The sequence below is a fragment of the bacterium genome, from assembly GCA_037128595.1.
Lineage (GTDB): Bacteria > Verrucomicrobiota > Kiritimatiellia > CAIKKV01 > CAITUY01 > JAABPW01.
Map to the genome: position 1 here is coordinate 68,021 of JBAXWB010000013.1, position 14,101 is coordinate 82,121.

The window sequence follows — 14,101 nt, forward strand, 5'->3', positions numbered from 1 at the left end:
CGGCTTTTTTTTGATTCGCTCAGTCTCCGGTTACCAGTACTCGGTGACGCTTTTCACGATTCGCTGGCCGAGATCGGCGGCGGCTTTCGGGAGCGCCGCGCGACGGGCGCTGGGCAGATCGGCCAATACCTGGAAGGTGGTAAAGCCAATGACCCCCGTGGCATTAACCATGATCTCGTTGCTGGGGAGTTTTTTGACGATCACATCGGCCGTCAATGTCAGGCGGTATTCATTCGCCGTGACCGCCTGATCGCGCCGGTAGCGCAGCGGTTCAAGCGTGGATTTCTTGATCCTCACTTCCAGAAGACTGTTCGCCTGGGACTTCTGGACCACTTTCATGGAGCCATCCTTCTGGAACTCCTGAATCGTGGCCGCCGTGACGGTCGTTTCCAGACCGGGCTCCTTGGTGTCATTAATAAAGACGGGAATGGTGATGGAGGTGACTCCCGGAGGGAGGGTGTTTCCCAGCTTATAGCCGGCACACCCGCCTGTGATCACGAGCAGTCCAAGGATGGCCAATAAGAAGACAGAAGTGGAGATGTTATTTCTTTTCATGGGAAGTGATATCCTTGTTCAAGATCGCGAGTTGTTCTTTAGCATTCGCGGCCAGAGGGGACCCCGAATATTTCCGTAAAAAATCTTCATAGGCGATAATGGCGGATTTGGGTCGGTGCGCAATGGTCTGGTAGTAACGGGCCAGGTTATAGGCCCGCTGGGCCTGCTTTTCATTCAGGGTCTTAAGGAAGCCGCGTGCCTGTTCCACATTGGAATGGCTCGGGTAGGTGGTGATATACTGGATCAGGGCGGCCCGGGCGGCATTGCAGGCGTCTTCATCATTGGGCCGCTGTTCATGAAGCTTGACGAGGCAATGCGCCTCGCGGAAAGACGCCTGGGCGGCCAGATTGAGATCGTTATAGCGGTTCTGCAGGATCTCGTAAGCGGTGACCGCCTCTTCCTCTTCGTCGTTCAGTTCGTGAATGATGCCTACATTCAGCTGGGCCGTGGCGGCCTGAGGACCGGTGGGCGCATTCTTGATGATTTTCTCATACATGGGAAGGGCGCGTTCCGGGGCTTCAAAGCCCGGGAAGAAGAGAAAGGCCCCTTTGGGGGTTTTCATCATGTAATTGGCGAGCTTGAATTGCCGGCTGAGAATATCCTGATAGTCGAATTGGCCCGGATAGTATTCAAACAGGTACTGGTACTCATCAAACGCCTTGATGTAACGCTGGCGGAGTTCCTGCACCTCTGCCAGGGCCAGCTGGGCTTTCGGGGCCTCGGGGGAGTCCGGCCAGGCATAGACCAGCGCTTGATACGCGTTGGCTGCCTTGCGGTAACGGCCGTCCTTGGAAAAGGTGAGGGCTAATTGCATTTGTTGTGGCGCTGTTTTGCATTGAGGATGCCGGTACCAGTGCACCCCTCGTTTGACCCGGGGCTTGTCATCCTCCTTGGTTTGGGAGTAGGCCGTGGTGGGGGGCGGGGTGGGCATGTTGTCGTAGTTTGCCAGACAGGGCAGAACGAGAGACATCAGCAATATAATGTGAGCGATAAAGCGCATATGTAGGGGCATACTTTAGGGGGCGACCCACAGAGGGTCAAGATCGTATTACAGCCAACCGCGGTTCAGCAGGACCCAGTAGGCGGCATGGTTTAGGGCCAGGCTGTAGGTTGCGGAGAAGACGTCATCAATGGTGATGCCCAGGCCGCCGGGCAGGGCTTGCAGTTGGCGGGCGGGATAGGGCTTGATAATGTCCAGAATCCGGTTGGTGACGAAGGAAATGGCAATCATGACGGGTGAAAACGGCAGGCCGATCATACTGATGGGGAAGGTCAGGTATTCGTCGGCCACCACGCAATGGGGATCCTTGGTGCCGGCGGCTTTTTCGCCGACATGGCAGATAGGGATGGCAATCAGGCTGAGCAGGACGGCCACGGCGATATGGAAGGGGATCTCGCTTCCCAGCCGGAGGCCGGCTTGTTGGATTGCCCAGACCAGCGGGATTCCCAGCAGGCACCCCACGGAACCCGGGAAGAGGGGGCTGTGGCCGAGGCCGAAGCCCGTGGAAAACAAAATGGTCAGTTTTTTCATCATGGCGGGGTCAGTCTTTGAAAATAATGTGTTTCCGGATAAAGAAATTGATCATCAGGGAGACCATGATATTCGCCAGGAACGCCGTGGTGGTGGTGGTCCCGTAGGTGTGGATCAAAAAGCCCATCATGGTGCTGCCGATCAGGATGGCAATCCCTGACACCCCGAAAAAGAACAGGAACTCGAGCACGGGGTGATGGCGGCCCGGGGAAAACACCCAGTAGATATTGATGATATAGGCGGTCAGGTTTGAAAACAGAAACGCCACGGTATTGTCGATCATGGAGTTCCGGGCCCGGATGCCTTGTGACACTTCGGGGACCGTAAGGTGGAGCAACGAGGCAATCAGGTCGTGCGCATTCAAGGCGGGCAGGATTTGCGTGGCCATCCAGTAGAACAGGCAGATGTGAACCAGCGTTGAAATTCCGCCTGAGATTCCGTATTTGATGAACTGAATGAACGGGGTATGGTTCTCGTTCCCTTTGAACTGGACTAGGATATGCTTCATTTGGCCACCACCACGCGGCGCCGGATAAAGGTCGGCACGTCCATGTCTTCCCCGTCAATGATCGTCGGTTCAACATCCTTGAAGAGGCCCTTGCTGATCCCTTCGAGAATCAGTTGGGACTGGGTGGTTTCCTGCTTGCGTTTTTTCCGTTTGACGGCCGGGGTGGCCGGGGGCTCCCCGGCGATGGCCGGCTCGGGCGTCTGTTTTTCATCGCCCTCATCTTCGGCGCGCCAGAAGCGGGAGGCGACCAAAGTGACGGAGATCGCGTCATTCCATGAGTCGTCGATGGAGGTGCCCATGTGAATGTGGGCCTCTTTGCGGGTGGCATTTTCGACGGCCGTCATGATGGATTCCACTTCCTTCACGCTCATGTCGGAACCGCCCAGAATGCTGACCAGGACGGATTCAGATTCCGCAAGAAGTTCCCCGTTTTCGAGTAACGGGCTGTGGAGGGCGTTTTGGATGGCCGTTTGTGCCCGTTGCGGGCCTTTGCCCTCGCCGTAGCTGAAGCTGCTGGCGCCGCCACTGCAACGCGCCACCATGCGGAGGGTCGCAAAATCAAGGTTGATGATGCCGCGCTGGGTTAATAGTTTCCAGATCGCGAAGATACCCATGCTGAGATAATAGTCGGTCTGGTGGAAGGCTTCCTCCGCAGTGGCGTTGGAGCCGGCCGCGGCAAAGAGCGCCTGATTAGGAATGACGATGACGACATCAGCCTCATCCTGAAGCTGGTGCAGACCCTGCCGGGCCTGGGACATCCGGCGGTCTCCTTCAAAGGTAAAGGGGAGCGTCACAAAGGCAATCACCATGGCCCCCGTTTCGCGTGCCGCCTTGGCCACCACGGGGCTGGCGCCCGTTCCGGTGCCCCCGCCCAGGGTGGCCACCAGAAAGATCAGGTCCATCCCTCGAAACAGGCCTTGCAGCGTGTCAAAGTCATCGGTGGCCGAGAGGGCTCCCATATTGCTGTCACCGCCCGCCCCCATGTTACGGGTGATCTGCTCGCCAATCTGGAGCCGGGTTGTGGCCTGCGTGGCCTTAAGCGACTGCGCGTCGGTGTTAATGGCGATCAGGGAGGGCCCGTTCTCCCAGTGGGCGGCCATATTGTCCACCGCATTGCAGCCTCCGTCGCCGACCCCCACCACGCCGATACGGCTGGTGACCATGATGTTTTCTGCCCGTCTCATAGGTTGATTGTCTCCGGGACTCAGCGTCCGCCGATCATCTTTGCAATTTTCGACCAGGGCGAGGGCCGTCGCCGCGCCGCCGCCACATTTTTGAAGGCGTAGCGCAGGAGCCCTGCCGCCGTTGAGCATTCGGGTTTTTCAGTGGCGGCCGCCAGGCCGCTGAACCCGATCGGGCGCCCGATCATGCAGGGCATGCGGAAGACGCGGTCGGCCAGTTTGCTCAGGCCTTTCATTTGCGCTCCGCCCCCGGTCAGGACCACCCCCGCGCCGATCTGATGGGCAATGCCCTTGCGCTCGATTTCCCGCAGGATGAGCTGGAAGATTTCGGTCATGCGCAGATGAATCACGGTCTGCAGGCCCGGGAGGCTGATATTCCGGCCCGGATAGCCGCCTTCGGCCGGCAGATCAATGCGCGGTGGCCCACCGGCCTCCTCTGAAATCGCACTGCCTCGCTCCCGCTTCAGGAGTTCGGCCTGCATGCGCGGGATATTAAAGGCGAGGGCGATATCATTGGTGACGTGATCCCCCCCGATGGCGTAAGCGCCGGCGGCCGCAAAGGTTCCTGCAGCATAGGCCGTGAATGTCGTGGTGCCGCCCCCCAGGTCAATGACCAGCACGCCGCCTTCCTTCTGCTCGGGGGTCAGGACGGCCAGTGCGGAGCACAGCCCGCCAAACGCGGTGTCCGCCACGTCCATTTCAAGGTCGTTGCGGAGCATCCGGACGGTATTCCGGATATGACTGCTGTGGGCGTGGAGAATCAGCATATCGAGGGCGAGGGTGCTGCCTTCAAAGTTTTCAGGACGGCCGACGCGCTCCCCGTCCACATAAAAAATCTGCCCGATGGAATGAAGGATCTGGCGATCGGCGGGGAGATTGACGGAGCGGGCCAGCTCGGTGACCTGATCGACATCGTCCTGCGTGACGCCTTCGTTGGTCGAGGTGATGGGAAGGGTGCCCCGGTTGACCAGGCTCTGGATGTCCCCGCCGCAGAGCGCGAGATGAACCTGATGGATGGCCACCTGGGCGGTATCCTCGGCAGCGCCCAGCGCCTGCTTGACGCAGATGCGGGCATTTTCGAAATCCACCATTTCACCCTTGCGAATGCCGGCGGAGGTATGCTCCCCCATGCCGGTGATGACAATATGGTTATCCTCGCGGAGTTCACCCACGAGGGCCATGATTTTCGACGTTCCGATTTCAAGCGCGACGATTGGAGCCAGTCCCATAATTTCCATTTCCTGAAATAAAAGTGACGTAGTTTTCCTTAATTGCCGTCATAACGCAATTCTGAAATCTTTAATTGTCTCTGGTTGCGCGGGGGGGGGATGTGTGCTATTTCTACCCGCTCATTTTGGTTTACCGAGTAGTGGATGGAGGTTGGTATTGGATTTGCGGCAGGCATATATTGCGCTGAATATGATGCAGGGAGTGGGCCCGGTGACGGTGCGGACCTTGGCCACCCACCTGGGGTCGGTACCCGCTATTTTTGATGCCGACAAGCCTGCGTTGATGAGTGCCCCGGGGGTAAGCCGGGAGGTGGTGGGCAAGATCCTGGACCAGCGGACCCGCCTTGATCCGGACCAGGAAGAGCGGGCGGCCGCCACCATCGGCGCCCACCTGATCACCCCGGTGGATGCCGAATACCCCAAGCGGTTGCTGCAGATCTATGACCCGCCCTTGGCGTTGTATGTGCAAGGCGCCCTCCAATTACGCGATGAGCATGGGGTGGCTATGGTGGGGTCGCGCCGGACATCGCATTATGGACTGGAAACCGCCGAGCGGTTGGCCACGCAGTTGGCACACAGCGGGGTCACGGTGATCAGCGGTCTGGCGCGCGGGATCGATACCGCCGCCCATAAGGGGGCACTCAAGGGAAAAGGCCGGACCGTGGCGGTGTTGGGCGGGGCGTTAGATTGCATGTTCCCGCCCGAAAATGCCGAATTGGCCAGCCAGATTGCGCGGCAGGGGGCGGTGTTATCGGAATATCCCATGGGGCGCCAGCCGGACAAGACCACCTTCCCGGTCCGGAACCGGATTGTCAGTGGTCTCTCCAAAGGGGTGACCGTGGTGGAGGCGGATGTGGCCAGTGGCGCGATGATCACCGCCCATCAGGCGCTGGATCAGGGGCGGACGGTCTTTGCGGTTCCCGGCCGGATCGATTCATTTGGCGCCCGCGGCCCGCATAAATTGATCAAGAATGGCGCGAAATTAGTGGAAAGTGTGGAAGACATTCTCGAGGAGCTGGGGTGCTTGATCCCGACTCCCGTGCGGCCCGAGGGGGCGTCTGTCCTGGCCACCTTGACGGAGGCGGAGGCCGGTCTGGTGACGGTGATCGCCGAGGATGGGGAGGCGGATCTGGACACCCTGATCCGCCGGTCGGGCCGGAAACCGTCTGAAATCAGCGCCCTGCTTTTGGGGTTGGAGTTGAAGCGTGTGGTCAAAATGTTGCCTGGGCAGCGTGTGGCTTTAAAGAATCGGGCATGAAGGAAAGATAATATGGGTAAAAATCTCGTCATCGTTGAGTCACCTGCCAAGGCTAAGACCATCAATAAGATTCTGGGTGCAGATTATGTGGTAAAGGCCTCCATGGGTCATATCCGCGACCTGCCGGTCAAAAGCCTGGGCGTGGATCCGGAAAAGAATTTCAAGCCGCAGTATGAGGTGACTCCGGATCGCAAAAAAATCGTCAAGGAACTGTCGGATATCGCCGAAGGCTGTGATGCCATCTACCTGGCGCCCGATCCTGACCGGGAGGGGGAGGCGATTGCCTGGCATCTCAAGGCGCTGTTGAAGGGGAAGGTGCCGGATGACCAGTTTTTCCGGGTGACCTATAATGAGATCACCCCGCGCGCGGTGCGCGAGGCGTTTGCCAATCCCTCTGAAATCAATGAAAAGCTGGTGAATGCCCAGCAGGCCCGCCGCATCCTGGACCGGATTGTCGGGTATAAGGTCAGTCCGCTGCTCTGGAGCCGTATTCGCCGTGGCTTGAGTGCCGGTCGTGTGCAGTCAGTGGCCCTGCGGCTGGTCTGTGAGCGCGAGATGGCCATTCGCGCCTTTATTCCTGAACCGTTCTGGTTGTTTGGTGCCGATGTGCGGAAGGAAGTGGAGCCCCGTGATCCCTTCGCGCTCCGGTTGGCCCGGATCAAGGGCGGCAAGGGGGAGGTCAAAACCCCGGAACTCGCCGAGCAGGTCCGAAACGAGCTTCAGGGCCGTCAGTTGCGCGTCAAGGATATCATCAAGCGTGAGTTATCGAAGCGGACCTTCCCGCCCTACATCACCAGCAGTCTTCAGCAGGCTGGCTCGCGGGTATTTGATTTCACGCCCAGCCGCACCATGAAAATTGCCCAGAAATTGTACGAAGGGATGGATCTCGGGGACGGGCCGACCGGCTTGATCACCTATATGCGTACGGACTCTTTCAATATCGCGCAGGATGCGCTGGCCACCTGCCGCACCTATATTGAACAGGAATATGGCAAGGAGTACCTGCCCGAAAAGCCGAATTTCTTCAAGAGCCGCGGGAATGCCCAGGAGGCACATGAGGCCATCCGCCCCACGGATGTGAACCGCACCCCTGACAAAATGGCCCACGTGCTCACGCCGGATGAACTCAAACTCTATTCCCTGATCTGGCAGCGGTTTGTAGCCAGTCAGATGGCGCCCGCCCGGATTGAGCAGAAGACCGTGGAGGTCGAGACCACCGGTTCAGCCGGGGAGGTGCCCGATTATCTGTTCCGGGCGACGGCCTCCCAGGTCGTCTTTCCCGGCTATATGAAAGTCAGCGGCGTCCAGAAGAAAGTCAAGGAGAAGGATGCGGCGGACAAGGAAGACGGGGCGGAGGAGGAGCCGGAAGTCGATCAGCTGCCTCACGTGGAAAAGGGCGAGCTGCTGGAAGTCCTGAAATGGCTGGAGGAGCGCAAAGAGACCCAGCCCCCGGGCCGCTTCAGTGAAGCCTCGCTTATCAAGGCCCTCGAAGAGAACGGGGTGGGGCGCCCGAGCACCTATGCGTCGATTCTCGGGACGCTGTATGATCGCCGCTATATTGCCAAGGAGAAGAAGGCCATTTCGCCGACGGATATCGGGTTGCAGGTCAATGCCATGCTCGTTCAGTACCTTAACGAATTGTTCGAGGTGAAATTCACCGCCGGGATGGAGTTGCAGCTGGATGATATTGAGGCCGGCAAGATCGAGTGGACAGACATGCTTCGCAATTTCTACGGAAATTTCGTCGAATGGATGAAGGCGGCCAAGGGGCCGGCGCCGGATGCCGTCAAGGTGGGCCATGTGTTGGCGATCTTGAATCACATCAAGGAGTGGGGGCCTGAAGTCAAGCGGGGCCGCCGCACCTACAGTGACAAGATCTTCTCCGAGTCCATCCGCGTTCAGATGGAAAAAGGGGAGAAACCGTTATCGATGCGTCAGTTCGAATCGCTGGGCCGCATTGCGCTGCGCTATCGGGAACAGATTCCGGGGATCGAGACGACCATCACCGATTCCGGGTTGGGGTTGCTCTTGGAAGAGAAGCCGGATGTGCCGCCGGAGCCTTCGACTGTGGAGAAGATGGCGTTGCTTAAGGGGATGGAGTTTGATGCCCCCAAGGCCCGGCGTGGCCGCACCTTTGACGAGAAGAAATTTGTCGACTCCCTGCAACGGCGGGTGGACCAGAATCGCGAGCTCTCGCCAGCGCAGATGAATGTGGTGAACCGGATGGTGTTGAAATATGCCGACCGGATCCCCGATTTCGAGACCATCAAGTCACGGCTGGGGCTGGAAGCGCAAGGCCCGCAGGTCGAAGATCCCGAATGTGTGGCCCTGCTGGACCAGCTGAAGAACGTCACCGAGTGGAAAGAGGCGGTTGAGAAGAAGGGCAAGACCTTTGATGACAAGACCTTTTATGTGTCCCTCTCCCGGCAGTACGAGCAGCGTAAGTCGCTGACACCCCGTCAGAAATCCGCCCTCAAGCGGATGGTGAAGAAATATGCTCCGCCCGCCCCCGAAGACGTAGCAGCGGCTGAATAGGTTTGGTTAATGTTTAAAAAATGGAGGCCAGGCAATGATTAATTCAATTTTGATCGGTCTAACCTGGCTTGTCGGTCTGGCAACTGGAATTCTGGTGGCGCTGAATGTGAGCCAGAAACAGGCTGCGGAAACCTTCCAGTCGAAAACATAAACTCAAGGTCCGGATGAATTAGTGAAAACAATCAAATCACGAATTATGAAAAAGAGTTTTTTCTGGTTGTTGATCGTCGTGTTGGTTGTGCTGTTAACTCTGGGCATTACCTTCGCGTTCTTTGGTGGGGCGGTAGTCAAGCGATCGGTCAATACTCTCGGGCCTGCCGTGCTAGGGGTTCCGGTTTCGCTTCAAGACGCACGATTCATGCCGATGCGCGGACAATTGCGCCTTTCCGGCCTGCATATCGGTAACCCGAAGGGATTCAAGACGGAGATGTTGCTCGATGTCGGCGTGATTGACATGGAACTGAATATGGCTTCACTCTTCTCGGATACGATCGAGATCCGGAAAATTCAGGTGAATGACCCGCAAATCACTTTCGAACAGGGGTTGACCCGAAGCAATCTGGGTGCGTACCTCGATCAACTGAGTGGGGGCAAAAAAGAGCCTGCCACGCCGGCGGACAAGACGCAGTCAGGCAGGAAGGTTGTAATTGATGAATTAACGCTTACAGGGGGGAAGGTAAAGCTCAGCGTCACTGCGGCAATGGGGCTTTCGGCTCCCATTCCCCTGGCGACGGTGACTATGAAAAATATCGGTCGGGAGAGCGGTGCCGAGGGGACGGGTATAGCAGATATTGTTCGCATCATTACTGAAGCGGTGATGAAGACGGTGGTCGACGCCATTGGTGGGGCTGGGGGCCTGGCTATCGAGGGGTTCAAGGCCGTTGGGGGAGGTGTCGTGAAAGTTGGCCAAGGCACGATAGACACTCTGAAGTCGCTTGGCAGCAGCAAGGCGGCAGAGGGGGTCAAGGAACTGGGGCAGGGAGCCGTTCTGGTTGGGGGCTCGGCCGTGGAAGGGGTGAAGCAACTCGGCAGTAAAGTGGGCGGGGCGGTTAGCGGGGTCTTCAGTGGTGGTGAAACGAATACGCCCGCTCCCGCGGCGAAGTGATTTTCGAATGGGCATCCTCAATTGATTGGCGGCAACTGATCCACCACCTTCGCTTGCAGGGCGATCACAATCAGGCCGAGGACAGGCCCTTCAGACTTTTCCTGCAAGTCAGCCACATATCAACCGGCGTGGCTTCGATTGGATCTGATTGCCGGTCTGACGGCCGCCGCCATTGTGATTCCCAAGGCGATGGCCTGTGCGGTCATCGCGGGGCTGCCGGTCGCGGCAGGGCTCTATACCGCGCTGGCCGCGATGCTGGTGTATCCCCTTCTGGGTACCTCGCGTCCATTAAGTGTCACCAGTACTTCGGCCATCGCCATGCTGACGGCGGCTCAGGTCACGGCCACGATTGCCGTCGGAACCTCTGCCAGCGCGATGTCTATTGCCTCCACGTTAGCCCTCCTAGTAGGCGGGGTTCAGATTATGGCGCGGCTGTTGCGACTGGGGTTTCTGGCTAATTTCATTTCAAAGCCGGTTCTCATCGGTTTCGAGGCTGGCGTGGGCCTGGTCATTTTGATTGGCCAGTTGAACTCGGTGTTGGGGGTCCATGTCGCAAGCCACTCGACGATCAGCATTCTGGGCGAATTGGCCGGACAGTTTTCACATGTCCACGGGCCAACAGCTTTGACGGCCCTGGCGGGTATCATCATTTTGCTGCTGGTGCCTCGCTTACTCCCGCGAGTGCCTGCCTCTCTGGTATGGGTTACCGTAAGTATTGCGGCGGCCGCGGCCTTTGGCCTTGAGGCGTGGGGGATCAAGTTGGTGGGCGCCTTGCCCTCAGGTCTGCCATCCCTTGCAATACCCAATCTCTCTCTGGTGGCGCAGTTGTGGCCCGCGGCGCTGGGGATTGCCCTGATGTCGTTCACCGAATCCGTGGCTACGGCGAGAACATTTTGTCATCGGGATGACCCGCCGGTCAACACCAACCGGGAGCTGTTTGCGATAGGTGCGGCAAACGTGGCGGCGTCATTGGTGGGCGGGATGCCTGCGGGCGGTGGCGCCTCCCAAACGGCAGTGGCCGAGAAGGCCGGTACGCGCAGTCAACTGGCGCAATGGGTCAACGCGGGAATGGTCCTGGTCAGTCTGCTGGTTCTTTCCCGTGTTATTGGCCTTTTGCCGCAGGCGGCCCTGGGCGCCCTGATCGTGGTGGTTGCCGTCTCCATGATCAAGCCGGCTCAATTCCGTGCCATTGCCCGGGTGCGACGTGATGAACTGGCCTGGGCGTTCGTGACCCTGGCAGGCGTGGTTCTGCTGGGGACGCTTGCGGGCATTCTGATTGCCGTGGCCATTTCCCTTTTGACATTGATGTATCAGGCCAACCATCCGCCGGTTTACGCGGTCGCCTATAACCGCGAGAAGGATATTTTCCGGCGCGCAGGTGAGCATGCCGGTGATGAACTGGTGCCCGGGCTGCTGATGTTGCGGACCGAAGGTCGGTTGACATTTGCCAACGCCGCCAACGCAGGCGAAAAGATGAAGGCGTTGGTGGCCGAATACACCCCGCGCGTCATCGTCTTGGAGTGCAGCGCGATTCCCGATATCGAATATACCGCTCTCGTCATGCTTGCCGAAGCCGAGGAAAACTTGCGCACTCGGGGTGTGGCTTTATGGCTGGCTGCAGTCAATCCGGATTTGCTCAAGCTCATCGAGCGTTCGCCATTGGGCGCGGCGCTGGGGCATGACCGGATGTTTTTCAACCTGTCCAAAGTCCTTGAGGCCTATCGAATAACTGAAGTCCGGCAAAGGGCATAAGATTTAAGAGTAGGCCTTTAAGTTTGAGTGGGAGCAAAGGTCAAGTAACAAAAAAGGAGAATGAAATGAGTACAGAAGACAAGAAACACCGTTCACACCTGCCGATGCCCAACACAGAAAAGCCGAAGTTCATTGCGTACGACGCGAAGGATCCGGACAGCAAGTTCCCTCCTATTGATCAGTTGCGCCCACCCAAAGGGGCTCCCAATGTCCTGATCGTATTAATCGACGACGCAGGCTTCGGATCATCCAGCGCCTTTGGCGGTCCCTGTCTGACCCCCACAGCGGAAAAACTGGCAGCGGGTGGCCTGAAGTTCAATCGCTTCCATACCACGGCGCTCTGCTCCCCGACGCGGCAGGCGTTGCTGACCGGACGTAATCATCATTCCGCCGGCATGGGCGGTATCACCGAGATTGCCACCGGTGCTCCGGGTTACTGCTCAGTGCTCCCCAACTCCATGTCGCCGCTGGCCAAGACGCTCAAACTCAATGGCTACAATACGGCGCAGTTCGGCAAATGCCACGAAGTGCCGGTCTGGCAGACAAGCCCCGTCGGTCCATTCGACGCCTGGCCCACTGGCGGTGGCGGATTCGAGTATTTCTATGGCTTTATTGGCGGCGAAGCGAATCAGTGGTATCCGTCGCTCTTCGAGGGGACGAACCCGGTCGAGCCGGATAAGAAACCCGAGGAAGGTTACCATCTCGTCGAGGACATGACCAACAAGGCCATGAACTGGATCTCCCGTCAGAAAGCCCTGGCGCCGGATAAACCGTTCTTCGTCTACTTCGCCCCGGGCGCCACCCATGCTCCTCACCATGTGCCTAAGGAGTGGGCGGACAAGTATAAGGGCAAGTTTGACCAGGGCTGGGACAAACTGCGCGAGGAAACCCTCGCCCGGCAGAAGAAGCTCGGGGTCGTGCCTCAGGACTGTCAGTTGACCGCGCCCAATAGTGAGTGTCCGTCGTGGGACAAGATGCCGGAAGCGTTCAAACCGTTCCTTCGCCGCGAGGCCGAAGTCTATGCGGGGTACATGGAGTACACTGACTACCAAGTGGGGCGGCTACTGGATGGGTTAAAGAAACTTGGCGTTTTTGAGGATACGCTGGTTTATTATATCATCGGCGACAATGGAGCGTCGGCCGAAGGCGGTATTAACGGGTGTTTCAATGAGATGAGTTATTTTAACGGCCTGCAGTCGTTTGAGACGCCGGAGTACCTGTCGGAGCGTCTTGAAAAGCTCGGGGGCACGGAGTCCTACAACCACTACGCGGTGGGCTGGGCGCTCGCCATGAACACGCCGTACCAGTGGACCAAGCAGGTTGCTTCGCACTGGGGCGGAACACGTAATGGTACCATCGTCTCATGGCCCAAGGGGATCATGGCGAAAGGCGAGGTCCGGTCGCAGTTCAGCCATGTGATTGATGTGGCTCCCACCGTTCTTGAGGCTGCGGGAATTCCCCAGCCAGTCTCCGTGGACGGCATTCAACAGGATCCGATCGAGGGAACGAGCATGCTCTACGCCTTCAACGACGCGAAGGCGCCGGAACAGCATGAGACCCAGTACTTCGAAATGTTCGGAAATCGCGGGATCTATCACAAGGGTTGGACGGCGGTGACGAGGCACAAGACGCCTTGGGCTCCATTGTCTGCCAAGCTTCCTGCGCTTGATGACGATGTGTGGGAACTCTACGACACCACCAAGGACTGGAGCCAGTCCAAGGATCTGTCCAGGGAGAACCCTAAGAAGCTGCACGAATTGCAACGTCTGTGGCTGATCGAGGCCTGCCGTTACAAAGTGCTTCCCATCGATGACCGGACGGTGGAGAAGATGAATCCAGATACAGCTGGGCGTCCAATCCTGATCAAAGGAAAGAATCAGATGCTGTTCAGCGGTATGGGACGACTGTCGGAAAACTGCGTCCTGAACCTGAAGAACAAATCCCACTCTGTCACCGCCGATATCGTGGTGCCGGAAAAGGGTGCCGAGGGAGTCATTATTTCCCAGGGAGCCAATATCGGTGGCTGGAGCCTGTATGCCAAGGACGGCAAACTCAAGTACTGCTACAACTGGGGCGGTCTGAAAAACTTCATCGTCGGCTCGGAGAAGGCGATTCCGGCGGGTGAGCACCAGGTGCGCATGGAGTTCGCCTACGCGGGCGGTGGTATGGGTAAGGGTGGCAAGGCGAAGCTCTATATTGACGGTAAAGAAGCCGGTGGGGGGGACATTGGGGCCACCTTGGCGATTGTCTTTTCCGCTGATGACGGCTGCGATGTGGGTGAGGACAGCGGAGCGCCGGTTTCGCCGGAATACAAGCCGGGTGATAACCGATTCAATGGAGAGATCAAAGGCATCCTGCTCTCGATCGCAGATGATCCGGCTAATGCGGATCACTTGGTCACGGCGGAGGATGCCCTTCGCGTCGCGATGGCACGGCAATAGAATGAT

General features: G+C 58.2%; 11 protein-coding genes. 5 read left to right on the top strand and 6 right to left on the bottom strand.

What is annotated here, in order from left to right:
- Positions 1-30: 30 nt before the first annotated feature.
- Genes lptE through ftsA form a run of 6 tightly spaced genes read right to left on the bottom strand, consistent with a single transcriptional unit; the run spans position 31 to position 5,004 of the window.
- Positions 31-555, bottom strand: coding sequence for an LPS assembly lipoprotein LptE (lptE, locus tag WCS52_09800; GenBank protein ID MEI6167476.1), 525 nt, complete (start codon positions 553-555; stop codon positions 31-33).
- Positions 542-1,555, bottom strand: a complete 1,014-nt coding sequence (locus WCS52_09805; GenBank protein MEI6167477.1) for a tetratricopeptide repeat protein — start codon at positions 1,553-1,555, stop codon at positions 542-544. Before WCS52_09805 ends, lptE begins: the two co-directional genes overlap by 14 nt.
- 48 nt (positions 1,556-1,603) lie before the next feature.
- The gene (locus WCS52_09810) at positions 1,604-2,089 is read right to left on the bottom strand and encodes a phosphatidylglycerophosphatase A (protein ID MEI6167478.1); all 486 of its coding nucleotides are present in this window, start codon (positions 2,087-2,089) and stop codon (positions 1,604-1,606) included.
- Between the two features lie 7 nt (positions 2,090-2,096).
- On the bottom strand, positions 2,097-2,594 hold the full coding sequence (locus WCS52_09815) for a GtrA family protein (protein ID MEI6167479.1): 498 nt from the start codon (positions 2,592-2,594) through the stop codon (positions 2,097-2,099).
- Entirely contained in the window at positions 2,591-3,778 is a 1,188-nt protein-coding gene (locus tag WCS52_09820) for a cell division protein FtsZ (GenBank protein MEI6167480.1), read from the bottom strand. The genes WCS52_09815 and WCS52_09820 overlap by 4 nt, the downstream gene beginning before the upstream one ends.
- A 20-nt stretch (positions 3,779-3,798) precedes the next feature.
- Entirely contained in the window at positions 3,799-5,004 is a 1,206-nt protein-coding gene (gene ftsA / locus WCS52_09825; GenBank protein ID MEI6167481.1) for a cell division protein FtsA, read from the bottom strand.
- 190 nt (positions 5,005-5,194) lie between these two features.
- Between ftsA and dprA the strand changes: the two genes are divergently transcribed.
- From dprA to WCS52_09850, 5 genes are all read left to right on the top strand, one after another.
- Positions 5,195-6,262, top strand: a complete 1,068-nt coding sequence (gene dprA, locus WCS52_09830) for a DNA-processing protein DprA (GenBank protein MEI6167482.1) — start codon at positions 5,195-5,197, stop codon at positions 6,260-6,262.
- A gap of 12 nt (positions 6,263-6,274) precedes the next feature.
- The gene (gene topA, locus WCS52_09835; GenBank protein MEI6167483.1) at positions 6,275-8,797 is read left to right on the top strand and encodes a type I DNA topoisomerase; all 2,523 of its coding nucleotides are present in this window, start codon (positions 6,275-6,277) and stop codon (positions 8,795-8,797) included.
- Positions 8,798-8,993: 196 nt separating this feature from the next.
- A complete protein-coding gene (locus WCS52_09840; protein MEI6167484.1) occupies positions 8,994-9,902 on the top strand; it encodes an AsmA family protein in 909 nt (302 codons plus the stop codon).
- Positions 9,903-10,040: 138 nt separating this feature from the next.
- Complete coding sequence (locus WCS52_09845; protein MEI6167485.1) at positions 10,041-11,654, top strand: SulP family inorganic anion transporter; 1,614 nt, start codon at positions 10,041-10,043, stop codon at positions 11,652-11,654.
- 65 nt (positions 11,655-11,719) lie between these two features.
- Positions 11,720-14,095, top strand: coding sequence for an arylsulfatase (locus WCS52_09850; protein ID MEI6167486.1), 2,376 nt, complete (start codon positions 11,720-11,722; stop codon positions 14,093-14,095).
- Positions 14,096-14,101: the final 6 nt, after the last annotated feature.

Bases quoted from the DNA above. Each gene is read 5' to 3' on its own strand.
- lptE (MEI6167476.1), bottom strand. From the start codon at position 555: ATGAAAAGAAATAACATCTCCACTTCTGTCTTCTTATTGGCCATCCTT.
- WCS52_09805 (MEI6167477.1), bottom strand. From the start codon at position 1,555: ATGCGCTTTATCGCTCACATTATATTGCTGATGTCTCTCGTTCTGCCC.
- WCS52_09810 (MEI6167478.1), bottom strand. From the start codon at position 2,089: ATGATGAAAAAACTGACCATTTTGTTTTCCACGGGCTTCGGCCTCGGC.
- WCS52_09815 (MEI6167479.1), bottom strand. From the start codon at position 2,594: ATGAAGCATATCCTAGTCCAGTTCAAAGGGAACGAGAACCATACCCCG.
- WCS52_09820 (MEI6167480.1), bottom strand. From the start codon at position 3,778: ATGAGACGGGCAGAAAACATCATGGTCACCAGCCGTATCGGCGTGGTG.
- ftsA (MEI6167481.1), bottom strand. From the start codon at position 5,004: ATGGGACTGGCTCCAATCGTCGCGCTTGAAATCGGAACGTCGAAAATC.
- dprA (MEI6167482.1), top strand. From the start codon at position 5,195: ATGATGCAGGGAGTGGGCCCGGTGACGGTGCGGACCTTGGCCACCCAC.
- topA (MEI6167483.1), top strand. From the start codon at position 6,275: ATGGGTAAAAATCTCGTCATCGTTGAGTCACCTGCCAAGGCTAAGACC.
- WCS52_09840 (MEI6167484.1), top strand. From the start codon at position 8,994: ATGAAAAAGAGTTTTTTCTGGTTGTTGATCGTCGTGTTGGTTGTGCTG.
- WCS52_09850 (MEI6167486.1), top strand. From the start codon at position 11,720: ATGAGTACAGAAGACAAGAAACACCGTTCACACCTGCCGATGCCCAAC.